Origin of the sequence: Niveispirillum sp. KHB5.9, from assembly GCF_048066115.1 — a bacterium.
Classification (GTDB): Bacteria; Pseudomonadota; Alphaproteobacteria; order Azospirillales; family Azospirillaceae; genus Niveispirillum.
In genome coordinates this window covers 242054-265827 of the sequence record NZ_JBLTYX010000005.1, presented here as the reverse complement: position 1 = coordinate 265827, position 23774 = coordinate 242054, and the positions used below count along the sequence as shown (strand labels likewise).

Genomic DNA, 23774 nt, shown 5'->3' with positions numbered 1-23774 from the left:
GGATGATGACGCGATATTGCGGTGCGCAAACAGATGCCAATGAGGACGGGGTTGGTGACTTCAGGTCACCATGGCCCCTCATGCCGGCTCGATCGCCGCCAGTGCCGCGGCCCCCGCTTCCAGCGCCTCGCCGATCACCGCGACGATGCGGTCGATCTCCGCCAGGGTGACGGTCAAGGGCGGGCTCATCACCAGCGTGTCGCGCACGGCGCGCACCATGACGCCCTTGTCGATGCAGATGTCGCGGACGATGGGGCCGGCCTTGCCCTCCTTGCCGCCGAAGCGGCGGTTGGTGCCTTTCTCGGCCACGATCTCCACCGCCCCCAGCAGGCCGATGGACCGCACCTCCCCCACCAGCGGATGGTTGGCCAGACGCTGCAGCGCCGCGGCCAGATACGGCCCCGTCTCGTCACGGGTGCGGGCCACCAGCCCTTCGCGCTCGATGATGTCGATATTGGCCAGCGACACGGCGGCGGCCGTCGGGTGGCCGGAATAGGTGTAGCCATGGATGAAGGCGCCGCCGGCCTCGCGCAGCGTCTCCACGATATGCCCAGCCACGCCCACGGCGGAGATGGGGACATAACCCGACGACAGGCCCTTGGCCATGGAGACGATATCCGGCGTCACGCCGTAATGCTGGAAGCCGAACCAGCTACCCAACCGGCCGAAACCGCAGATCACCTCGTCGCAGACCAGCAGGATGCCGTATTTGCGGCACACGGCCTCGATACGTGGCCAGTATCCGGCGGGCGGGATGATGACGCCGCCGGCACCCTGCACCGGTTCCCCGATGAAGGCGGCGACGTTCTCCGGCCCCAGTTCCAGGATGCGGGCCTCCAGTGCCGCGACGGCGCGGGCGCAGAAGGCATCCTCACCCTCCCCGAACCCCTCATTGAACGGGTAGGGCTGCATGATATGGCTGAAGCCCGGCAGCAGCGGCCCGCCCTGGGCCCGCATCGGCCCCATGCCGCCCAGGCTGACCCCGGCGATGGTGGAGCCGTGATAGGCATTGTCGCGGGCGATGATGATCTGGCGCGCCGGCTCTCCTTTCACGCTCCAGTAATGGCGGACCAGGCGGATGATGGTGTCGATCGCCTCCGACCCGGAATTGTTGAAGAAGATGTGCGGCAGGGCGGGACCCAGCAGGCCGGCCAGACGGGCGGCCAGTTCCACCGTGGGCACCGGGGCGGTCTTGAAGAAGCTGTTGTAATAGGGCAGTTCGCGCATCTGGTCGTAGGCTGCCTTGGCCAGTTCCTCGCGCCCATAGCCCACCTGCACGCACCATAGGCCGGCCATGGCGTCCAGGATGCGGTTGCCATCGCCATCGATGATGGTCGCCCCCTCGGCCCGGGTGATGATGCGGCTGCCGCCCATGTCGCGGATCAGCTTGTAATCCTGCTGGGCCGGCAGATGGTGCGCGACGTCCAGGCGGCGCAGCGCCGCGATGTCGTGGTTGCGGATGTTCATGGGCTTTTTCCTTATCGGGCAAGCACGCGGCCCAACGGCCGCTTCAGCAGCAGGATGGTGACCGACCCGGCACCGACGATGGCGGCATGCAGGGTCCAGAAGCCGGCCGGGCTCATCGCCTCATAGAAACGGCCCAACCAGCCGCTGGCGATGGAGCCGCCGAAGATGGAGAGGTAATAGACGCCGACCATCATGGCGTTGATCGAGGGCGGGCCACTGCGGGTGAACAGGGCCAGCGCGATGGGGGCAACATGCAGGTACCCCGACGCGCAGATGAAATGGAACAGGATGGGCCAGATGACGGCGATGCGCCCCTCCCCGCCATTTGCCAGCTCCGACAAGGCCAGCCACAGGCAGGCGGCGGCGAACAGGGCATAGCCGATGATCAGCTTGCCCAGATCGCCCGGCTCCGCCCGCCGCCTGGCCAGCCGGCGCCAGATGACCAGGCTGACCGGGGCTAGCGCCAGCACGGCCAGCGTGTCCACCGACTGGAACCAGGTGATGGGCAGGTCGAACCCGAACAGGTCACGGTCCACTCGGTCACGGAGCCACAGCACATAGGTGGTCCAGACCTGGGTCTGCACCGTCCAGAACAGGGTGGCGGTCAGCAGCACCAGCAGCAGGGCCAGGATGACGTGGCGGTCCTTGGCGGTCAGGCTGGCGCGCGGTGTGTCGGCCCTGACGATCTCGTCCGGCGGCAGGTGGTGTTTGCCGGCCAGATAGATCACCAGCCCGATCAGCATGCCGATGCCGGCCGCCCCGAACCCGTAATGCCAGCCATAGATCTCCCCCAGCGTGCCGCAGACCAGCGGCGCCAGACAGGCCCCCAGATTGATGGCCATGTAATAAAGCGAGAAGGCGGCGTCGCGCTTGCTGTCAGTGCGGTCATAAAGGGCACCGACCTGGGCCGCCAGATTGCCCTTCAGCAGCCCGCAGCCCAGCACCAGACAGAGCAGGGCCAGCAGGAACGCCGCCTCGAACGCCATGACGAAATGGCCGAATGCCATCAGCCCGGCCCCCAGCGCCACCGCGCGGCGCCGGCCGACCCACCGGTCACCGATCAGCCCGCCGAAGATCGGCGTCAGATAGGTCAGGCCGCCATAAAGCCCGAAGACCTGCGTCGCCAATGCCTGGGTGGAGAGCGGGCCGAAGATGCCCTCCACCACCGCGCGGAACGGATGGAACCCCGCCACCTGATCCACCGCCCCCGGCTGGAACAGGTATCCGGCCATGTAGAGCACCAGCAAGGCCTGCATGCCGTAGAAGGAGAACCGCTCCCACGCCTCGGTGAACACGATATAGGCCAGCCCCTTGGGATGGCCGAAAAAGCTGCCGGCGGGAACCAGAGGAGAGAGGCGTGCGGTGCTGTCGCTCATCGATCATCCTTGGCGAAGGCCGCCGCGACGGCATTGAAGAAATCCAGATCGGGAATGGCTTCCGCGCCCTTGGGCTTGGACCGGGCGGAATTGACCGCCACCACCAGCCGGCGGGCCGGGTTCACATAGATATACTGGCCGAAGATGCCGCCGGCCCGGTAGGCACGATCGGTAAAGGCGCCATCGCTCCCCGGCTGCGGCCACCACATGTAACCGTAATCCAGGCGCTGGCCGGCGAGTTGCCGGGGCTTCGTCGCCTCATCCACCCAGCCTTCCGGCAGGACGCGCCGCCCTTGGACGACACCGTCATCCAGCATGAACAGGCCGAAGCGGGCGAAGTCGCGCAGGCACGCATGCAGGCCGGACCCCGCCACCTCCAGTTCGCCCGGCGCTTCCAGCCACCAGGCGGCGTCCTGCTCCATGCCGCAGGGCCGCCAGATCTTCTCCGCCAGATAATCGGACAGGAACCGGCCGGTGGCGGCCTGGACCAGGGCACCGACCACATGGGTCTCGCCGGTGGAATAGTTGAAGATGCTGCCCGGCGGCCCCGCCTTGGGCATCTCCGCCAGATGCGCCAGGATGGCGCCGGGCACCTGATCGATCTGGGCCTCCAGCATGCGGCGGCGGTCGGACGCCGGGTCGCCGTAATCCTCATGGAAGGCCACGCCGGACGTCATCTGCAGCACGTCGCGGATGGGCACGCCGTCATAGGCGCTGCCGCGTAGTGGGACAACGTAATCGGCGACATTCTCGTCCAGCGACCCGATCAGCCCGTCCTGCACGGCCACCCCCACCAGGGTGGTGCTGACCGACTTGGCCATGGACATGGACAGCCACCGCGTCTCCACATGGTTGCCCAATTGGTAGGTCTCCAGCGCTACCGCACCATCCTGAATGATCATCAGCCCCGCCACGCGGTTGGCGGAAAGATAATCATAGAGATCGACAATGCGCCCGCCGCTGGTGAATCGCAGCTTGTCGAAATCCACCGACCGCTGTGGCAGCACTGACGCGACCAGCCCCGCCGATACCCGGCGCGTGGCGAACAGCCGGTCACCCTGGCGCAGGGTCTGCGCCATCCGGTCGGGGGCCAGCGCCCCGGAATAGGCCCGGCGCACACGTTCGGCAGTAGACATGTCGGGGGGATCGAAGGGCGTGTTCATGACCGTGTTCCCGCCCGTCACCGCCGCCCCACCTGCTCCAGATGTCCGGGGTTCAGCACCAGCACACCCTGTTCGGCGAACCGCGCCGTCAGCGGATAACGGCCGGGGATGGTGAAATCCGTCGCCGATACCGGCAGCAATTCCACCTTCGCATCCTTCTTGATGGCGAAGGCCGGGCGTTCACCCGTGGCCTGGGCGTAGAGCCTGTCGCCCTCTGCGGTCACCGTGACCTTCACATGGCCGGAGAACACATAATCGCCGGCCAGTGCCGCCACGGCCTCGGGCTTCAGCACCGGCTTGCGCGCCGGCTTTGGTGCCACGGGCTGCTCGGGCACCGATGACAGGATGGCATCCCACATCACCTCCCCCGCCACGGTGGACAGGTCGAAGGAGGGCAGGCCCTGGGCCTCCTCGATCTCCGCCGTCGAGACGGCGTACAGCACGTCGCCGTCGAAGATCGTGGCAAACGGCTGCAGCCCGCGCGCCATGGAGGTATGGACCTGCACGGCCAGCCGCTCCAGTTCCGCCTGGTCCAGCTTCTGGTTGGTGACGACCAGCGACACGGTGGTGTTGCGGCGTTCATCCTTGCCAGTGGCCAGGCCCTTCCAGTCGGGCTTGCGGCTGGCGGGCATGCCCTGCACTAGATCGGCGGCCTTCAGCACCTTGGGCCAATCCTTGTCCTTGTGGCAGGCGACGACATTGCCGTCTCGGTCGGTGACGACGCCCAGGGCGTTGACCACGGTGAAGGCGGCGATCTTCACCGCCCCCACCTGCTTGAACGCCCCACCCTGGCCCGACGCGGCATTGCAGCCGAACAGGCCGCCGGTGCGCGCCAGCCGGCCGGCCCCTTGCGCGCCCAGCGGAAAGATGCCCGGCCGTGCCGCACGATATGCCGCCTGCGCCAGCTTCTTGTCGGGATAGATCTCGTTCAGGCGGCGGTCGCCCAGATCATAGATGATGGCACCCACCGACAGGGCGATATTGTCCCAGGCCCCGCCGCGATAGCCGTCATCCATCATGGCGGTGGCAACAGCCGTCGTCGCCTCCAGCCCGTACCAGGACCCGCCGGCGAAGACCACGGCATCCAGGTCGGGCACGGCATAGCCCAGGCGCAGGAAATCGGTATTCACCGTGCCCGGCCCGCCGCCGCGCACATCGACGGCGGCATGCACCTTGCGCCCGAAGGTGAAGACGGTGACGCCGGTCGGACCTTCCTGATACTCGCCGGTGCCGATGCGCAGCATGGGCCAGTCGAAGGTCAGCTGCTTCGCCCCGGCATTGACCATGGGCAACAGCTGTTCCTGGCCCGCACCCGCCGGCATCGCCGCCAGCAAGCCCAGCACCAGCGCGAACCCCGAGGTTTTCCAACCGTTCTTCGCCTTCATACCCGTCTCGCCTGTTCGTATTGATCATTGCGCATCATGGTGCGCTTGTCGCATCCCGCCCGTGAAGATGACAATCGGGTCGGGCATGGTGCGCCATTGTCACCAACCCAGGCCCAGATCGGCCGCCATCAATTGCGCCACGTCGGCCTCCATGCCCCCGCCATGGGCGGTCAGGGCGCACATCACCCGCATCCGGTCGCCGGGCGGGTGGCGCTGACTCAGCTTCGTGGCACCCTCGATCGCCTCCACATGGATGCGGAAAGACCGGATCTTGGGCAGCAGGAAGGCGACACGGCCCGGTTGCGCCTTCTCCAGGGTCCAGGGATCGGGATTGCCCCGTTCCATCAACGCGTTGGTGCGGCGCAGGATGGCCAGTTGCCCCTTCTCATCATCGATAGGGGACAAGGTTCCACGCACCTGGGCGGTGACATAGTTCCAGGTCGGCACCTCGTGCTTTTCCCTGTACCAGGAGGAGCTGACGAAGGCATGCGGGCCGGCGAAGATGGCCAGCACCGGCATGCCATCCTCCAGGGTCGCCGCCTGCGGGTTGGCGCGCGACAGATGGCCGATCATCCGCGTCTCATCCCCGTCCCGTTCGAACATGATCGGGGTGGATGTGGCCAGCAGCGGCGCCTCCCCCCCGCCCGTGATGAACTGGGCAAACGGATAGCGGTGAACGATGGACGCGGGATCGACGGCGCCATAGGGATGCGGCGTATACATCACACCCCCGCCGCCGGCACGTCGATGCAGACCGACTTGATGTCCAGATAATCGTCCAGCCCGTGGAACCCGCCCTCGCGCCCCTGCCCGCTTTCCTTGATGCCGCCGAAGGGGGCCGCCTCGCTGGTCAGGACGGCCGTATTGACGCCGACCATGCCGTATTCCAGCCCATCGGCCACCCGATGCGCCCGCGCCAGATCGCGGGTGAAGAGATAGGCGGCCAGCCCGGCGCTTGTGTCGTTGGCGATGGCCAGCGCCTCCGCCTCATTCGTGAAGCGATGCAGGGCCGCCAGGGGACCGAACGTCTCCTCGCTCATCACCGCCGCCTCGGCCGGCACATCGACCAGCACCGTGGGTTCATAGAACCGCCCCTCCGCATCGGGCGTGGCTCCGCCGGTCAGGATGCGGGCCCCCAGCCGCACGGCATCGTCGGCATGGCGGGCCACCTTCAGGATGGCGGCGCCATTGATCAGCGGGCCCATCCGCGTCTCTTCCCGCAACCCGTCGCCCAGCACCAGTTCCGCCGCGCGGTCGGCCAGCATCCGGGCGAACTTGTCGTAAACCCCGTCCTGCACCAGAAAGCGGTTGGCGGAAATGCAGGTCTGGCCGGCATTGCGGAACTTGGCCAGCATCGCCGCCTCCAGCGCCCCCTCCAGATCGGCATCGTCGAACACGATGAACGGGGCATTGCCGCCCAGTTCCATGGAGATGCGCTTCATCGTCTCCATGCAGCGCCCAGCCAGATGCTTGCCGACACGGGTGGAGCCGGTGAAGGACAGTTTGGCGACGCGGCTGTCCTCCACCATCACGTCGCCGATGGGCTGGGGCCGGCCGGTGACGATGTTGAACACGCCCCTGGGCACGCCAGCTTCTTGTGCCAGCACGCCCAGCGCCAGTGCGGAATAGGGCGTCAGTTCCGACGGTTTCAGCACCATGGTGCAGCCCACGGCCAGGGCCGGCCCGACCTTGCGTGCGATCATGGATGACGGGAAGTTCCACGGCGTGATGGCCGCCACCACGCCCACCGGTGCGCGGGTGACCAGCATGCGCTTGTCGGCGCGATGACCGGGCAGCACCTCGCCATAGACCCGCCGCGCCTCCTCCGCATACCAGTCCAGGAAGGCGGCGGTGGACCGCACTTCCGCCAGCGCCTCCGCCAGGGGCTTGCCCTGTTCGAAGGTCAGGATGCGGGCCAGATCATCCTCATGCGCCTGCACCAGGGCCGCCCAGCGGCGCAGCACCAGCCCCCGATCCTTCGCCGCCAGCGCCCGCCAGCCCGGCAGGGCCGCATGCGCCGCCGCAACCGCATCCTGGGCGGCCTCCGCGCCCAGGTCCGGCACGGTGCCGATGGCGATACCCGTGGCCGGGTTGGTGACGGTCAGCAGACTGGTGCTGCCCACCCAGGCATCATTGATCAGGGCGGACTGGCGGAAAAGATCACCCCGGCGGATCGGCGGGGCCTGGAAGCGGGCCATCATGGTTCATCCGGCAATTTCTCGGGCGTCCCCAGCCTCGCAAATCCGGAAGGCCCGACGGGAGATGCCAAACGCGCCGTGGGCGGTGACCCAGTGTCACCATGGGTTAGGGTTTGCGTCCCCCCGCCACCAATGCCTTGGGCATCTCCTTGGCCACGGCGGCCAGCAGCCATTGGCGGAAGCGGGCGATAGGGGCGGCGCGCCAGCGGTCCTCCCGCGCCACGAAGATATAGGCGCCCAGCGGCATCAGGTGGAAATCGGGCAGGTCGGCGCCCACCTCCACCAGCCGCCCCGCCGCCAGATCATCGGCGGCGATCAGATGGTTGCCCAGCGCGATGCCGCGTCCCCGTCGGGCGGCATCCAGCGTCAGATGTGCATGCCACAGGCGCGGGCCTGTCAGTTCCCCATGCCCGATGACCCCGTGCCCCGACAGCCAGCAGGCCCAGACATCGAAGCTTTCCTCATGCAGCAACTGGTGGTGCCGCAGATCGTGGCAGGTGCGGATGGGCGGGTTGGCGGCCAGATAGTCCGGGCTGGCCAGCGGGATGGTCGGCGGCTGCGCCACCTCCACGCTCTGCACGCCGGCCGACAGGGAAAGCGGCGAGCCGTAGATGGGGGAGAAACGGACATCCACATCCGCTTCGTGCTTGGCGAAGTCGGGGCAGGTGTCGGTGGGCCGCAATTCGATGTCCAGGCCGGGGTTCGCCGCCTCGAACTGGTTCAGGCGCTGCATCAGCCAGTGAAAGGCGAAGCCCGGCATGCACCAGATCAGCAGGCGGCGATTGTCGCTGCGCTTCATCAGGTCCAGTGTCGCCGCCGCGATACCGTCCATGGCCTGGGCGATGCCCTTGTGATAGCGGGCCCCTTCCTCCGTCAGCACCGCCCCCGCCCGGCTGCGTTCGATCAGGGCCGTGCCGGTCCAGGCCTCCAGCGTGCGCAGGTGGCGGCTGACGACGGCATGGTCCAGGTCCAGCATCTCCGCCGCCCGGCGCACGCCGCCCAGCCGTGCCACGGCGTCGAACGCGCGCAGCGCCGCAAAGGGCGGCAGGGCCTTCTTTCCGGGCAGGCTGGACGGGTTGGCGGGACGTTCAGGGACGGTCTTGTCGTCGCTCATCATCGCTTCCGGCGGCGGAACGGGGGACCACCTTGCAATGAAAATGCAACGGCGCGCAATCGCCTGCCGCCTCACCGGCTGGTGCCCCCACCGCACCAGGGGCGACGCATTACGCACTGCGGCGGCGGGCGGGGAAGGCGCGATACCGGGAACCGGATTTCCACCTGCATCGGGATCGACCAGCATCATGACCAGCAATGCCGACCTTCTGCGCCGCCGCGACGCCGCCGTGCCGCGCGGCGTGGCCACCGCCTTTCCCATCCATGCCGACCGGGCGGAGAATGCCGAGCTGTGGGACGTGGAAGGCCGCCGCTTCGTGGATTTCGCCGGCGGCATCGCCGTGCTGAACACCGGCCACCGCCATCCGCGCGTCATGGCGGCCGTGGCGGCGCAAGCCGAGCGCTTCACCCACACCGCCTTCCAGGTCGCGGCTTACGAAAGCTATATCGAACTGGCGGAGAAGCTGAACGCCCGCGCCCCCTTCACCGGTCCCGCCAAGAGCATCTTCTTCACCACGGGGGCGGAAGCGTTGGAAAACGCCGTGAAGATCGCCCGCGTCGCCACCGGCCGGCCCGGTATCATCAGTTTCACGGGTGCCTTCCATGGCCGCACCCTGATGACCATGGCCATGACCGGCAAGGTTGTGCCCTACAAGAAGCATTTCGGCCCGCTGCCGGGCGACGTGTTCCACGTCCCCTTCCCCGCCAATGGCGTCACGGTGGCCGACAGCCTGAAGGCCCTGGATTTCCTGTTCGCCGCCGATATCGGGCCAGAACGGGTGGCCGCCATCGTCATCGAGCCGGTGCAGGGCGAGGGCGGGTTCCATCCGGCCCCGGCCGACCTGCTGCGGGCGTTGCGCAACATCTGCGACCGGCACGCCATCCTGCTGGTGGCGGACGAGGTGCAGACCGGTTTCGCCCGCACCGGCAAACTGTTCGCCATCGAGCATGCGGGTGTGGAGCCCGACATGGTGACCATGGCCAAGTCCATCGCCGGCGGCTTCCCCCTGTCGGGCATCCTGGGCAAGGCGGCGATCATGGACCGGGTCGATCCGGGTGGGCTGGGCGGCACCTATGCCGGCAGCCCCTTGGCCTGTGCGGCCGCCCTGGCCGTGCTGGACGTGATCGAGGAAGACGGGCTGTGCGCGCGGGCGGATGTCATTGGCGCCCGCATCCGCAAGCGGCTGGAGGCCCTGTCACTGCGCAACGACATCCGCCCCATCGCCGACATCCGTGGACCGGGTGCGATGATCGGCTTCGATCTGGTCACGGCCGACGGTGCACCCGACCGGGAGGCAACGGCCAAGGTGACGCAGAAGGCACTGGCCGAGGGGCTGATCCTGCTGTCCTGCGGCACCAATGCCAACACCATCCGCATCCTGGTCCCGCTGACCGTGTCGGACGATGTGCTGGCCGAGGGGCTGGACAAGCTGGAACGGGCGCTGGGTTAGTCCCCCAGATTGTGACAGGCGACGATGTGGCCGGCACCGACCGGGCGCGGTGCCGGCTGCACCACGCGGCAGACATCCGTCGCCTCCGGACAACGCGTGTGGAAGGCGCAGCCCTTGGGCCGGTCATAGAGGCTGGGCACTTCCCCCTGCAGCATCGGCCCCATGGGCCGGTGTGCTGGATCAATGGCAGGTTCCGATGCCAGCAGGGCCCGCGTATAGGGATGGCGCGGCCGGGCGGTCACGGCATCGGTCGGCCCCACCTCCACCAGATGGCCCAGATACAGCACGGCCATACGCTGGCTGACATGGCGGACCACGGCCAGATTGTGGGTGATCAGCAGATAGGCCACGCCCAGGTCGCGCTGCAGGCCGGTCATCATGTTCAGGATTTCCGCCTGCACCGACACGTCCAGCCCCGCCGTCGGCTCATCCGCCACCACCAGCTTCGGCCCCATGGCCACCGCGCGGGCCACCGTCACCCGCCGCGCCTGCCCACCAGACAGTTCGCGCGGGTACCGGCCCGCCATGTCGGGCGACAGGCCGACCATGGACAGCAGCCGCGCCGCCTCCGCCGCGCGGTCCGGCAGGGGGCGGCCATGGATCACAAGCGGTTCCGTCACCAGGGTTCCGACAGTCAGGCGCGGGCTAAGCGAGGCGACGGGGTCCTGGAACATCATCGCGGCGCGACGGCGCAGCCGGTGCCAGCGCCGTTGCCCCCTGCCGGTCAAAACCGCCTGTTCGAACCGGATCGACCCGGTACTGAACGGCTGCAACCCCATGATGGCGCGGGCCAGCGTGGTCTTGCCCGACCCGCTTTCCCCCACCAGGGCCAGCGTCTCCCCCGCCGCCAAATCAAGCGTGACCCCGCACAGGATTTCCAGTGGTGGCGGGTTGCGCCCACGCAACCGCTGCCACAGCGCCCCCGGCCGTGGCACCCGCACGCACAGTTCGGTGATTTCCAGCAGCTTGCTCATGGCGACACCCTATGGCAGGCGGCCCGGCGGGTGGCATCCACGGCATGCAGGGCGGGGGCCAAGGACCGGCAGCGTTCCTCCGCCTCCAGGCATCTTGGCGCGAACACGCAACCCAGCGGCGGGTCGGTCAGGTCGGGCACCCGGCCGGGAATGGTGGGCAACATCCCGCCACCCACGGCCAGATGCCCCGGATCGGCGGCAATCAGCCGGCGCGTATAAGGATGGCGAGGGGCGGCGAAGACCTGATCCACCGGCCCCGTTTCCACCACCGTGCCGGCATACATCACCGCCACCCGGTCGCACAGCGTGGCGACGGCCCCCAGATGGTGGGAGATGAACAGGATGCTGGTCCCGGTCTGCGCCCGCAGCAGGGAAAGGATCTGCGCCTCCAGCGTCACGTCCAGCGCCGTCGTCGGCTCATCGGCGATCAGCAGGCGCGGGCGGGTCAGCAGGGCGGCGGCGATGGCGATACGCTGCAGCATGCCGCCCGACAGCTGCCCCGGATAGGCGGCCAGCCGCCGCTCCGGATCGACGATGCCGACACGGGCGAACATCTCCACGATGCGCCGCCGCTTCTCGGCCACCGGTACCGCGTGGCGGTACTGGATGTCGGTCAGCTGCCGCCCGATGGTCAGTACCGGGTTGAACGCCGCCATCGGGTTCTGCGACACCAGTGCCAGGCCATCGCCGCGCAACGCCCGCATTCCCGCCTCGTCCAGCCCCAGCAGGTCGCGCCCGTCCAAGCGGATCGACCCGCCGCCCAGGGTCGCATTGCCCGACAGCAGGCCCAGGATGCCGGCGATCAAGGTGGATTTGCCGCAACCGCTTTCCCCGACGATGCCGGTGATCTCCCCCCTGGCCACCGACAGATCGACCCCGCGCAGCACGCGCAAGGGGCCGCGATCGGTGGCGTATGAGACGTGCAGCCCGCTGATGTCCAGGACATTGTCCGCCATCTCACGCCCTCCGCGCGGCAGGGTCCAGCCGCTCGCGCAGCGCCTCGCCCAGGAAGGTGAAGGACAGGGTGGCGATGACGATGGGCAATCCTGCGAAGATCACCAGCAGCGGCGTGTTGCGGATGAAGACGAACCCGTCATTCAACATGCTGCCCCAGCTGGGCGTGGGCGGCTGGATGCCGATGCCCAGGAAGCTCAACCCCGCCTCCAGCCCGATGACCACGGGAATATCCATGGTCATCACCACCAGCAGCGGCCCGATGACATTGGGCAGCAGATGGATGAACAGGATGCGCGGGAAACTTGCCCCCATCGACCGCTCGGCCTGGATGAACGGACTGTCGCTGAGCGCCATGGTCTGTGCCCGCACCAGCCGCGCATAGCTGGGAATGGTGAAAAAGGCGATGGTGCCGACCAGCGTCCACAGGCCCGGCCCCAGCAGGGTGAGGATGGCCAGTGCGAACATGATCATGGGCAGCGAACTGATCGTATCCAGCACCAGCAGCAGCAAGGTGCCCAGCCAGCGCGGGCCGTATCCGGCCAGCAGGCCCAGCACCGTGCCGATCACCACGGCGATGCCGATGGACAAGAGCGCCACACCCATCGCCGTACGCGTGCCGGTGATGATGCGCGATGCCGTGTCGCGCCCCAGATGGTCAGTGCCCAGCCAGTGCTGCGCACTCGGCCCCTCCAGCCGGTGGGCAACGGCGATGCGGGCGGGGTCTTGCGGGCTGATGATGTCGGCCGTCAGTGCCACGAGTGCTATCAGCGCGCAGACCACCAGGCCGAACAGGCCCAGCGGGTCGCGCCACCGGCGGCGGGTGGTGGGTCGTTGTCGGCCTGGCGGGGGGTCAGAGGGCGGCATGGGTGCGGTGATCCAGCATTCCCGTGACCAGATCGGTCACCAGCATGGCGATGGCGTAAAGGCCGGCGGTCACCACGACGGCACCGCTGACCACGGGGAAATTGCGGGCCAGCACGGCGTCATAGACGACGCGGCCGATGCCGGGCCGGGCAAAGATGATTTCGGCGAAGACGGAACCGGACAGCAGCGCCCCGAACCCCACCCCGACGATGGACACGACCGGCACCAGGGCCAGACGCAGGGCATAGCGCTGCAGGATCATGCGGGGTGGCAGGCCGAAGGCCCGCGCCGTCTCCACATGTTTTTCCCGCATCACCTCGATCAGCGATGACCGCACGATGCGGGCGATATAGCCGACCCAGCCCAGCCCGACGGCGAAGGCAGGCAGCACCAGGGCATGCAGCCTGCTACCCAGGTCGCCCGCCTCCCCCGCGCCGATGGCGGGAAACCAGTTCAGCGTAACGGCGAAGATCAGCAGACTGTAGATGGCGACCAGGAAGGGCGGCAGGGCAATGAAGGAAACACTGGCCACGCCGATGGCATGGTCGATCATGCTGCCTTTCCTCGCGGCACCCAGGCAGCCCAGCGAGATGCCCAGCACCAGGGCCGTGCCCAGCCCGGCACAGGCCAGCGCCAGCGTATGCGGCAGCGCATCCAGCAGCAGGCCGGTGACGGGCAGCCCGCTCCAGATATCCGTCCCCAGATCGCCTTGGACGACGCGGGCGAGAAACCGCCAGAGCTGAACGGGAAGCGGCTGGTCCAGCCCCATCATCCCCCGGTAATGCGCCCGCATCTCCGACGTGGCGCGGGGGCCCAGGGCGACGGAAACGGGATCGCCGGGAATAGCCTGGACCAGCAGGAAGATCGCCACCGTCGCCCCCAGGACGACGCCCAACGCCAGGAACAGGCGGCGGATCAGAAAGCCGGTCATGGCTTGATGATCCCCGCCCCGCCCTGCCGGGTCAAGCGCAGCGGGGCCAGCCCGTAATCGGTGGTGGCCCGGGCAATGCGGTCCAGGATGGCACCGGCCTGCACCTTGTCGGTGGCCAGGCGCGGCATGCCGCTTTCCTCCAGCCGGTCGCCATAGCCCAGCGCCACCGGATGCAGGGTGATGGATACCAGCTTGCCCACACCGAACCGTACCTCCGCGATCACCGACTGGAACGTGTGCTCATTGGCGAAGCTGCCGGCATTCAGGGGGGCCGTCAGGTCGTAATCGGTGGCCTTGGACGGGTCGCGGTACGTGGCGGCCAGCAGGTCGCGATTGCCCTGGAACAGTTCGTACGGCAACGGTTCCTGGATATCGCCCCAGATGAAATTGCCCAGGCCATAGAAGATCGGCCGGTCGCGATAGACCTCCAGCGGTCCCAGATTATGGATGCCGGTGACGGCGAACACGTCCGCGCCGGCATCCACCGCCCCGCGCGCCAGATCCTTCAGGAAGGCGGCCGGCAATTGCGGGTTCACCACATCGCCGCAGGCCCAGTCGCATTCATGTGCGTGCAGGGCGACAAGAACCAGATCGGCATGCTGCCTGGCCTGGCGGATGGATCGATGGATCTCCGCCACATCCTCCGCATCGGGCAGATAGTCATGCATGGCGCGAGGGCCAAGGGCATAATTGGTGCCCGACAGGCTCAACATATGCGGCAGCTTGCCGTCACATCCCGTTCCCGACAGGACGCAATCCGCCTGCGTCAGCGCCCGCATCGCCGGTTCCGGCACCCGCACGGTGTGGCGCAGATGCAGGGCGTTCAACCCAGGCCGCCCCGGTGCCTCACCCCGCGCGGGCATGGCGTCACTGGTCGGGCGGAAGGTGGTGGCGAAGCTGATCAGGGCGATGCGGCCCTTGGCTGTGTCCAGATAGCGGGCGGCCCGCGCCTGCCCCCGGTTCTCGCCCGTGCCGGCATGGATGATGCCGGCTGCGTCCAGGTGGCGGGCGGTTTCCCGCATGCCCTCCAAGCCCCAGTCGGTGGCATGGTTGTTGGCGATGCCCACCATGTCGAACCCCAACCCCGCCAGATCGGCGGCCACGGCAGGCGGGGCGATGTTCGTCCAGTCACCCTCATAGGAATAGGGATGGCCGTTGAAATGCCGGATGTCGATCAGGCTGGTTTCCATATTGCCATAGGTGACATCCGCGCCGCGCAGCAGCGCCACCACCTTGTCGAACCCCGGCACCGGTCGCGCCGTCAGCAGGGGCCGTGACGGGATCAGGTCGCCCACCAGGGCCAGGGTGAAACCATCGCTGACGCTGGTGGTCAGTTCAGCAGCCGGCGGGCGTCTGGGATCGGAAAGCGCGCCCGGCAGAAGCACCGGATCGGACGGGTCCGGCGGGGACGCCAGGGCCGGAACAGCAAGGGCGGCAGCCAGGAACAGGCCCGTCCGGCGGCAAGCGCGCATCCCCGTTCCTCCTCCCGATCATTGCGTCGAGAGGCATTATTGATCGATCGTTCAATATGGGCAAGCGGAAATGATGGCCGCTTAAACTTTCAGTCGCGGCACGAAGGCACCGGCGGCGAAGGCATCCACCCAGCCCTCGCACATCGCCACCCCATCCTCGACGCTGAAATTGCTGGGGTTCAGGCACCAGGTCAGCCACAGCCCGTCCAGCATGGCGTTCAGGGCCGTGGCGGCGGCCTGCAGGTTCTGCGGCGGCAGGCTGTTCTCCGCCGCCAGGGCGCCCAGATGGCGCTCCAGCACCTGGCGGTACTGGCCATAGGTGCGCTGCTGCACCGTCTGCATGTCGTGGGAATGGCGCACCATGCTCCAGAACACCACCCACACCCCCAGCATGTCGGGGTCCAGCACGGCGGGGCCGAAGCTTTCATTGATGAAGCGGCTGAGGCAGTCGCGCGGACCGCCACCGGCGGCGGAGCTTTCCAGCAGGCTGGTGGCGATGCCGCCCGACAGCGTCTCGTACGCGTGGCTGATCAGCTGGTCGATGCTGGGATAATAATGGTTGATCAGGCCGATGGAAACGTCGGCGGCGGCGGCGATCTTGCGCACCGACACGCCGGCATGGCCATGTTCGGCCAGGCAGCGCAGCGTGGCCTCGACCAGGTGCTCCCGGCGCATTTCCGGCTGGATGCGGGAGAATTTGCGGGTCGGCGCAGCCATTCCAACGCTCCTTGTTGAACGGCTGACCTGTCTATCACGCGCCTATCCGGCCTGTCGCGCGGAAAGCGCCTTCAGGTCGAAATCAGCATCCCCCGCCTGGGCCGGGGTCGGCGACAATCCTGCGGCCAGCAGGCGGCGGGCCTGGATATGGTCGCCCGGTCGGTTGACGCTTTCCACCGCCACCAGCTGCCCGCCCCGGAAATGGAACAGGGAGAATTTGCCGTCACGGATCATGCCGCGCGGCACCGACATGTCGGCGCCGCGCGCCAGCCCCGCCATCTGCAACTTGAACCCGTACTGGTCGGACCAGAACCAGGGCACGGCATCATAGGTGCGCGGCTGTCCGGCCACGGCCGCACCCGCCACCTTGGCCTGGTCGTTAGCATGCTGCACCGATTCCAGCCGGATCAGCCCGCCACCGGCATGCGGGTTGGGGTGGCGGGTGCAATCGCCGGCCGCCACGATGGCGGGATCGCCGGTCCGCGCCGCGGCATCCACCAGGATACCGTCATTGCACGCCAGCCCGGCCGCCTGCGCCAGTTCCTGGTTGGGCAGGGCACCAATGCCGACCAGCACCAGCCCCGCCGGCAGAATGTCCCCATCGGCCAGACAGACGCCGACCACATGGCCCGCGTCCCCCACCAGGCCCGTGACGCGGGCGCCGAAGCGGAAGATGACGCCATTGTCCCGATGCACGCTGGCCAGGAAATTCGACAGCACCGGCGCCACGGCACGGGCCAGCAACCGATCCTGCGCCTCCAGCACGGTGACATGTCGCCCGGCCAGCGCCAGGGTGGCCGCGATCTCCAGCCCGATGAAACCGCCACCGATGATCACCACCCGGTCGACGGCCCCCATCCGATCCCGGATAGCATCGGCATCGGCTAGATCGCGCAACCCCAGCACGCCCCGCAGCCCGGCCCCCGGCACAGTCAGCGGCCGGGGGCGCGCACCGGTGGCCAGGGCCAGCTTGCCATAGGAAAGCTGCCGCCCATCGGCCAGCACCACGCGGCCAGCCCCCCGGTCCAGCGCCGTGGCGGCACTGCCCAGCAGCAGCTCCACGCCCGTCTCCCGATACCAGCTTTCGGCGCGCAGCGGCAGGGCGGAGGCTTCCACCTTCCCGGACAGATACCCTTTGGACAAAGGTGGGCGCTGATAGGGCAGATGCGGTTCGGCACTGACCAGCCGGATCGGTTCCTGGTATCCGGCCTCGCGCGCGGCGGCGGCGATATTGGCGGCGGCATAGGAACCGCCGATGATGACCAGCCCGTCCGCCATCACTGCGCCTCCGGCATCTGCACCACCAGCCCGTCCAGGTCGGCCGACAGCATGATCTGGCAGGAAAGCCGGCTGTTGGGCCGCCGTTCGGCGGCGACACCGTCCAGCAGCTCCGCCTCGATCTCGTCCGGCGGGGGCAAACGGTCGATCCAGGCGGGATCGACATAGACATGGCAGGTGGCACACGCACAGCCGCCACCGCATTCGGCCAGGATGCCGGGGACATTGTTCTGCATGGCGGCGGCCATGACGCTGCCGGACGATGCGGTCACCTGCCGCTGCCCGCCATCGCGCAAGATATAGGTCACTTCCGCCATCGCCCGCCCTCCCGCTATCCTGGGTTCGGTGCATGCGGTACCACACTATTGAACGATCGTAAAGTAAGGCAATCATGCACGGGCCCCATTGACAGGGCATCGCCGCTCTTGTACGAATGTTCAACAAGAGCGGTGACGAGCCGCCATCATCCATTCCCGCGCATGGAGGCATCCCAATGGCTGACGCGATCCGCACCCTCACCGGCGACCAGACGGGCCTGGATGCCGATGATGATTTCAGCCTGCCGGGATGGATCTATCGCGACGCCGATTTCCATGATGTCGAGAGGGAGGTGATTTTCCGCACCTCCTGGCAGATCGTCTGCCACAATAACGACATCCCCAATCCGGGCGATTATCACACGTTCAATTTCCTGGGCGAAAGCGTGGTCGTGCTGCGCGGTGAAGACGGGGTGGTGCGGGCCTTCCACAATGTCTGCCGCCACCGGGCGGCGCGCCTGCTGGACGGCGATGTCGGCAATTGCGGCAAGCGCATCGTCTGCCCCTACCATGCCTGGACCTACAACACCGAAGGGGCGCTGACCGGCGTGCCCTATCGCAAGGAGTTCCCCGATTTCCGGCTGGCCGATTATCCGCTGCTGGCCGTGGAGTTCGAGATCTATCACGGCTTCATCTTCATCCGGCTGGAGAATAACGGCGGCCCCAGTGTGGCGCAGATGATGGCGCCATACGAACATGAGATCGAGCCCTACCGGCTGGAGGAACTGGTGCCGCTGGGCCGCGTCACCATGCGGCCGCGCGCGGTGAACTGGAAGAATGTCGGCGACAATTATTCCGACAGCCTGCACATCACGGTCGCTCATCCCGGCCTGACCCGCCTGTTCGGCTATGGCTATGGGCTGGAAGCCAAGGAATGGGTCGACAAGATGTGGGGCTATCTGATCGACCCGCCGTCCAAGAACCTGTCGGAGCGGTTCTATCAGAAATACCTGCCGGAGGTGCCGCACCTGCCGGCCGACCGTCAGCGGCTCTGGACCTATTTCAAGCTCTGGCCCAACCAGGCCTTCGACATCTATCCCGACCAGATCGATTTCATGCAATGGATCCCGACCTCGCCCACCGAAAGCGTGATCCGCGAGATCGCCTATGTCCATCCCGATGAGCGGCGCGAGATGAAGGCCGTGCGCTACGCCAACTGGCGCATCAACCGCCAGGTCAATATCGAGGACAAGGCCCTGATCGAACGGGTGCAGCAGGGCATGAATGGCAAGGCATACTCCACCGGCCCCCTGGGCAAGAACGAGGTGTCGTTGCGGTCCTTTGCCCGGCGCATCCGGTCGCTGATCCCCGAAAGCCGCCTGGCCCAGGCCCCGGCAGCGGGTTGGAAGGGCCGGCGGGCCGTGCCGATGAAGTGAAAGGGCGTCATGCTCGATAACTTCGTCATCCCGGCGAAAGCCGGGACCCAGAGGCCAAGCGCCCAACCTTTCGGCGACGTTGATCGACGCTGTGTAAAGGTTTGATCCTGTGGCCCCTAGGTCCCGGCTTTCGCCGGGATGACGGAAGATTTGGGAGTGTGACCTCCCGTGATCAGCGGGTTAAATCACATACAAACAATCAAAACCCGGCCCCGTGCCGGCGAACAGGAGCAGGGTTCATGCGCGACGTCGTGATCATCGGGGGTGGCCATAACGGTCTGGTCTGTGCCGCGTATCTGGCCAAGGCGGGCCTGAAGGTCACGGTGCTGGAACAGCGCCATGTGGTCGGCGGTGCGGCGGTGACGGAGGAATTCGTCCCCGGTTTCCGCAATTCCGTCGCCGCCTATACCGTATCGCTGCTGAACCCCAAGGTCATCAACGATCTGGACCTTCATGGCCATGGGCTGAAGGTGGTGGAGCGCGAGATCGCCAATTTCCTGCCGCTGGGCGAGGACCGCTATCTGAAGGCCGGCGGCAACGGCCTGACCAGGCGCGAGGTGGCGAAGTTCTCCACCCGCGACGCCGAACGGCTGCATGATTACGAGGAAAAGACCGGCGCCATCGCCGACGTGCTGCGCGACATCGTGTTGCAGACCCCGCCCAATGTCGTGCGCGGTGGCCTGTTCGCGGCCATTCCCGAACTGATCAAGGGTGCCAGGCTGGGTCAGCGCATGCGCCAGCTGGATCTGGAGCTGCAGCGCGAGTTGCTGGACCTGTTCGCCATGTCGGCCGGCCATTATCTGGACCGCTGGTTCGAAAGCGACCCGATCAAGGCCCTGTTCGGCTTCGACAGCATCGTCGGCAATTTCGCCAGCCCCTATACGCCCGGCTCCGCCTACGTGCTGCTGCATCACGTCTTTGGTGAGGTGAATGGCAAGAAGGGCGCCTGGGGCCATGCCATCGGCGGCATGGGCGCCATCACCCAGGCCATGGCTAAGGCCGCCATGGCGGCCGGCGTGGAGATCATCACCGACAGCCCGGTCACCGAAGTGATCATCGAGAAGGGCCGGGCCGTGGGGGCCGTCACCGCCAAGGGTACCGCCGTGCGCGGCCGGCTGGTCGTGTCTAACCTGAACCCCAAGCTTTTGTTCTCCAAGCTGGTGGCCGCCAATGAGCAGCCGGCGGAATTCAACCATCGCATCACCAACTGGCGCTGCGGGTCGGGCACATTCCGCATGAATGTCGCCCTGTCGGAACTGCCCAGCTTCACCTGCCTGCCCGGCAAGGCACGGGCCGAACATCACACCGCCGGCATCATCATCGCGCCCAGCCTGGATTACATGGACATGGCCTATATGGACGCCAAGCGCGACGGCTGGTCGAAGAAGCCCATCGTGGAGGTGCTGATCCCCTCCACCCTCGATCCCACGCTGGCCCCGCCGGGCCAGCATGTGGCCAGCCTGTTCTGCCAGCATGTCAGCCCGGAACTGCCCGACGGCAAATCGTGGGACGATTACCGGGAACAGGTGGCGGACCTGATGATCGACACGGTCAACCAGTACGCCCCCAACTTCAAGGCATCGGTGATCGGCCGGCAGATCAACAGCCCGCTGGACCTGGAGCGCACCTTCGGCCTGCTGGGCGGCGACATCTTCCATGGGGCACTGGACCTGAACCAGATCTTCTCCGCCCGCCCCATGCTGGGCCATGCTGATTACCGCACCCCCATCAAGGGCCTTTACATGTGCGGCGCCGGCACCCATCCGGGCGGCGGCGTGACCGGTGCGCCCGGCCACAATGCCGCGCGCGAAATCCTGGCCGATCTGCGCGCCAAGCGCATCCCCTACTCCGCGTGAGGATGGACGCGGGTACACTGCCGCCCCTGGCCCCGTGAAAGGGCTGGGGGCGGGATTTTCGGGGAGTTGAAATATCGCCGACGCCACTCTCCACAGTCATCCCGGCGCAAGCCGGGACCCAGGGGCCAAGCGCCCGACCGTGAAGCTGCGTGAAGCCGGCAGGTGGAAAGGTAGTCCTTGTGACCCCTGGGTCCCAGCTTGCGCCGGGATGACGAAAGGGGGCGTTTAACGGAGCGTCCATGGCCGAACCCCGCCCGACCCGTGACCTGCCGCCGCCGCTGCTGGCTAGCGCGCTGTATGCTGTCGGGTCGGGCCTGTTCCATACGCTGCTGCCCCTGCGGCTGGCGGCCGATGGGCATGGGACGGCGGAAATCGGGCTTGTGGTGACGGGATATTCCGGCGGGTTCCTGCTGGGCTGCCTGTTGTCGGAACGGCTGATCGTCATGGTGGGGCATGTGCGGGCCTGTGCCGCCTTCTGTGCCGCCGCCGCCGTGGCCGTGCTGGGCTTCGACTGGCCTTTACCGCTCCCCCTGATGATCGGTTTGCAAATCGTGGGCGGCTGCAGTGCCGCCGCCCTGGCCACCGTCACCGAAAGCTGGCTGAACGAGCTGGTGCGGCCGGCCTGGCGCGGGCGGCTTTTGACCATCTATGTCATCCTGCTGTCGCTGTGCTGGGGCCTGGGCCAGGTGATCGCCATCTGGGTCCCGCCCACGGGCAGCCGGCTGCTGATCCTGGCCGCCCTGTTCCACGCCTTGTCGCTGGTGCCCATCGTGGCGCTGAAGGTGGAAAGCCCGCCCGTCCCGGCTCCCGTCCGCCTGCAATGGCTGCGCGCCTGGCGCGTGTCGCCGGTGGGCGTCATGTGCTGCCTTTATACCGGGCTGGTGGCCGGCACCTTCGCCGGCATCGGCCCGCTCTATGGCGCCACGGTCGGGTTCGGGCAGCAGCAGATCGTGATCCTGATGGCGGTGATGCAGATCGGCGGGCTGGTCCTGCAATGGCCGGTGGGATCGCTGTCCGACCGGTTCGACCGGCGTTTCATCATGTTGGGCATGGCCGTCGCCATGGCCGCCGTCGCCATCGCCTTCCTGGGCGTCGGGCCGGCCACGCCGTTCTGGATCGCCTGCTTCCTGTTCGCCGGGCTGGGCGGCCTGTCGGACGCCTTCTATCCCGTCGGTGTCGCCCATACCAACGACCGGGCGCAGGCCGGGGAATATGTGGCCCTGTCATCCAACCTGCTGCTGATCTGGGCGGCCGGGCGCACGGCCGGGCCGATGATCGGCACGGGCACGCTGGCGGCGGGCGGGGGCGACGGCTTCTTCCTCTATGTCCTGGCGCTGTCGCTGCTGCTGGGCCTCTACGTCGCCTGGCGCCTGATCCGCCGCCGGCAGAACCGGCTGCGGGAGGAATTCGTGGCCTATCCCCAGACTTCCCCCATCCTGTTCCAATGGTCGCCGCACAAGCCCCTGGAACCCGCCAACGACCAGCCGAAAGGGCCCCAGACATGAACCTGCCGCAGCACAACGCCCCGGACACCGCGACCCTGGAAAAGACCCTGCCCTCGACCCATTACCATGACCCCGCCATCTGGACCCGGGAGAAGGAACGCATCTTCGCGCGCGAATGGGTCTGCGCCGGGCGGGCGGAACAGCTGCCCGACACCGGCTCCCGCCTGCTGGTCGACATCGCCGGGGAAAGCATCCTGCTGACCCGGGCCGCGGATGGGCGCGTGCATGGCTTCTACAATGTCTGCCGTCATCGCGGCGCGCAGCTGTGCCACGGATCGGGTGGAGGCAATGCCAACCTGATCCGCTGCCCCTACCATTCCTGGGCCTATGGGCTGGACGGCCGCCTGATCGCCGCCCCGCACATGAAGGAGGGGGAGGATTTCCGCAAGGCCGACTTCTCGCTATACCCCGTGGGGGTGGAACTGTGGGGCGGCTTCATCTTCATCCACCTAACTCCGGCGGAAGCCAAGCCCATCGCCGAACAGTTCGGCGGCATGCCGGAGCGGGTGAGGAACTACCCCCTGTCCCGCCTGCGCATCGGCCGTACCCTCACCTATGACGTGGCCGCCAACTGGAAGATTTTGGCGGAGAATTATAACGAGTGCTACCACTGCGCCGGCGTGCATCCCGAACTGTGCGAATTGGTGCCCGCCTTCCGCGAACGCGGCGGATCGGAACTGGACTGGTCGCGCGGCATTCCGCACCGCGACGGCGCCTATACCTTCACCCGCAGCGGCACCACCAATCGCGCCCCCTTCCCCGGACTGGATGCCGACGAGCAGATCCGCCACAAGGGCGAGCTGGCCTATCCCAACCTGTTCATCAGCCTGGCCTGCGACCATGTCGCCGCCTTCATCCTGTTTCCCAAGGGGCCGGACCGCACGGAAATCCAAGTGCATTTCCTGTTCGCGCCGGATGAGATGGAAAAGCCCGACTTCACGCCCGAAGACACGGTGGATTTCTGGGACATGGTGAACCGCCAGGACTGGGCCATCTGCGAAAGCGTGCAGCGCGGCACCGGATCACGCGTCCATGCCCATGGCTATTACGCGCCCATGGAGGATTGGAACCTGGATATCCGGCGCTATGTCGCCGACCGCATCGGCGACTGATGGTTCCCAGTGCACATCAGCCCATTCCCACCACGCATCATCTTCTGCCGCCGAAACAGGCCCGCTCGGCGTACAATCAACCCACTAGCCCCCCCGTTCCAACTCCAGGCCCACCGCCGGTTTGGCTTCTGCGGCAAAACTGTTTTGCAGTGCCAAAAAGGCGTATTGAACGAACGATCAACTGCTGATACGGTTCAGGAAGTTCAACGATAGCAAATCCAAAAAACGCTACGTCGGGCGGCTTCACGGGTAATTTTCTCAA

General features: G+C 67.2%; 20 protein-coding genes. 5 read left to right on the top strand and 15 right to left on the bottom strand.

Annotation, left to right across the window (positions count from 1 at the left end; translation table 11 throughout):
- Window positions 1-78: 78 nt before the first annotated feature.
- From ACM9HJ_RS11970 to ACM9HJ_RS11940, 7 genes are all read right to left on the bottom strand, one after another.
- Window positions 79-1467 (bottom strand): aminotransferase, encoded by a 1389-nt coding sequence (locus ACM9HJ_RS11970; RefSeq protein ID WP_416571955.1) that lies wholly within the window; start codon window positions 1465-1467, stop codon window positions 79-81.
- An 11-nt stretch (window positions 1468-1478) separates the two neighbouring features.
- Window positions 1479-2843 carry a peptide MFS transporter gene (locus tag ACM9HJ_RS11965; RefSeq protein WP_416571954.1) on the bottom strand — a complete coding sequence of 455 codons (1365 nt, stop codon included), beginning with the start codon at window positions 2841-2843 and terminating at the stop codon, window positions 1479-1481.
- Entirely contained in the window at window positions 2840-4006 is a 1167-nt protein-coding gene (locus tag ACM9HJ_RS11960) for a serine hydrolase domain-containing protein (protein WP_416571953.1), read from the bottom strand. Before ACM9HJ_RS11960 ends, ACM9HJ_RS11965 begins: the two co-directional genes overlap by 4 nt.
- Window positions 4007-4023: 17 nt before the next feature.
- Window positions 4024-5391 (bottom strand): P1 family peptidase, encoded by a 1368-nt coding sequence (locus ACM9HJ_RS11955; protein WP_416571952.1) that lies wholly within the window; start codon window positions 5389-5391, stop codon window positions 4024-4026.
- A gap of 99 nt (window positions 5392-5490) precedes the next feature.
- Complete coding sequence (locus tag ACM9HJ_RS11950; RefSeq protein WP_416571951.1) at window positions 5491-6114, bottom strand: FMN-binding negative transcriptional regulator; 624 nt, start codon at window positions 6112-6114, stop codon at window positions 5491-5493.
- Window positions 6114-7592 carry an NAD-dependent succinate-semialdehyde dehydrogenase gene (locus ACM9HJ_RS11945; protein WP_416571950.1) on the bottom strand — a complete coding sequence of 493 codons (1479 nt, stop codon included), beginning with the start codon at window positions 7590-7592 and terminating at the stop codon, window positions 6114-6116. Before ACM9HJ_RS11945 ends, ACM9HJ_RS11950 begins: the two co-directional genes overlap by 1 nt.
- A gap of 103 nt (window positions 7593-7695) precedes the next feature.
- On the bottom strand, window positions 7696-8703 hold the full coding sequence (locus tag ACM9HJ_RS11940) for a LysR substrate-binding domain-containing protein (protein ID WP_416571949.1): 1008 nt from the start codon (window positions 8701-8703) through the stop codon (window positions 7696-7698).
- Window positions 8704-8890: 187 nt separating this feature from the next.
- Here ACM9HJ_RS11940 and gabT point away from each other — a divergent pair, with 187 nt between their 5' ends.
- Window positions 8891-10153 (top strand): 4-aminobutyrate--2-oxoglutarate transaminase, encoded by a 1263-nt coding sequence (gene gabT, locus ACM9HJ_RS11935; protein ID WP_416571948.1) that lies wholly within the window; start codon window positions 8891-8893, stop codon window positions 10151-10153.
- Here the strand turns inward: gabT and ACM9HJ_RS11930 are convergent.
- From ACM9HJ_RS11930 to ACM9HJ_RS11895, 8 genes are all read right to left on the bottom strand, one after another.
- Window positions 10150-11127: an oligopeptide/dipeptide ABC transporter ATP-binding protein gene (locus ACM9HJ_RS11930; protein WP_416571947.1), complete on the bottom strand. Its 978-nt coding sequence runs from the start codon at window positions 11125-11127 to the stop codon at window positions 10150-10152. The genes gabT and ACM9HJ_RS11930 overlap by 4 nt on opposite strands.
- Window positions 11124-12083, bottom strand: a complete 960-nt coding sequence (locus ACM9HJ_RS11925) for an ABC transporter ATP-binding protein (RefSeq protein ID WP_416571946.1) — start codon at window positions 12081-12083, stop codon at window positions 11124-11126. The genes ACM9HJ_RS11930 and ACM9HJ_RS11925 overlap by 4 nt, the downstream gene beginning before the upstream one ends.
- 1 nt (window position 12084) lies before the next feature.
- A complete protein-coding gene (locus ACM9HJ_RS11920; RefSeq protein WP_416571945.1) occupies window positions 12085-12948 on the bottom strand; it encodes an ABC transporter permease in 864 nt (287 codons plus the stop codon).
- A complete protein-coding gene (locus ACM9HJ_RS11915) occupies window positions 12935-13879 on the bottom strand; it encodes an ABC transporter permease (RefSeq protein ID WP_416571944.1) in 945 nt (314 codons plus the stop codon). Before ACM9HJ_RS11915 ends, ACM9HJ_RS11920 begins: the two co-directional genes overlap by 14 nt.
- Window positions 13876-15351 (bottom strand): CapA family protein, encoded by a 1476-nt coding sequence (locus ACM9HJ_RS11910; protein WP_416571943.1) that lies wholly within the window; start codon window positions 15349-15351, stop codon window positions 13876-13878. Before ACM9HJ_RS11910 ends, ACM9HJ_RS11915 begins: the two co-directional genes overlap by 4 nt.
- An 81-nt stretch (window positions 15352-15432) precedes the next feature.
- A complete protein-coding gene (locus ACM9HJ_RS11905; protein WP_416571942.1) occupies window positions 15433-16068 on the bottom strand; it encodes a TetR/AcrR family transcriptional regulator in 636 nt (211 codons plus the stop codon).
- Between the two features lie 42 nt (window positions 16069-16110).
- Window positions 16111-17346 (bottom strand): NAD(P)/FAD-dependent oxidoreductase, encoded by a 1236-nt coding sequence (locus ACM9HJ_RS11900; protein ID WP_416571941.1) that lies wholly within the window; start codon window positions 17344-17346, stop codon window positions 16111-16113.
- Window positions 17346-17663 (bottom strand): 2Fe-2S iron-sulfur cluster-binding protein, encoded by a 318-nt coding sequence (locus tag ACM9HJ_RS11895; protein WP_416571940.1) that lies wholly within the window; start codon window positions 17661-17663, stop codon window positions 17346-17348. The genes ACM9HJ_RS11900 and ACM9HJ_RS11895 overlap by 1 nt, the downstream gene beginning before the upstream one ends.
- 176 nt (window positions 17664-17839) lie before the next feature.
- Here ACM9HJ_RS11895 and ACM9HJ_RS11890 point away from each other — a divergent pair, with 176 nt between their 5' ends.
- The 4 genes from ACM9HJ_RS11890 (at window position 17840) to ACM9HJ_RS11875 (ending at window position 23512) form a co-directional block, all read left to right on the top strand.
- On the top strand, window positions 17840-19039 hold the full coding sequence (locus ACM9HJ_RS11890) for an aromatic ring-hydroxylating oxygenase subunit alpha (protein ID WP_416571939.1): 1200 nt from the start codon (window positions 17840-17842) through the stop codon (window positions 19037-19039).
- Window positions 19040-19278: 239 nt separating this feature from the next.
- Window positions 19279-20895: a phytoene desaturase family protein gene (locus ACM9HJ_RS11885; RefSeq protein ID WP_416571938.1), complete on the top strand. Its 1617-nt coding sequence runs from the start codon at window positions 19279-19281 to the stop codon at window positions 20893-20895.
- A gap of 239 nt (window positions 20896-21134) precedes the next feature.
- A complete protein-coding gene (locus tag ACM9HJ_RS11880) occupies window positions 21135-22400 on the top strand; it encodes an MFS transporter (protein ID WP_416571937.1) in 1266 nt (421 codons plus the stop codon).
- Entirely contained in the window at window positions 22397-23512 is a 1116-nt protein-coding gene (locus tag ACM9HJ_RS11875; protein WP_416571936.1) for an aromatic ring-hydroxylating oxygenase subunit alpha, read from the top strand. The genes ACM9HJ_RS11880 and ACM9HJ_RS11875 overlap by 4 nt, the downstream gene beginning before the upstream one ends.
- Window positions 23513-23774 lie beyond the last annotated feature (262 nt).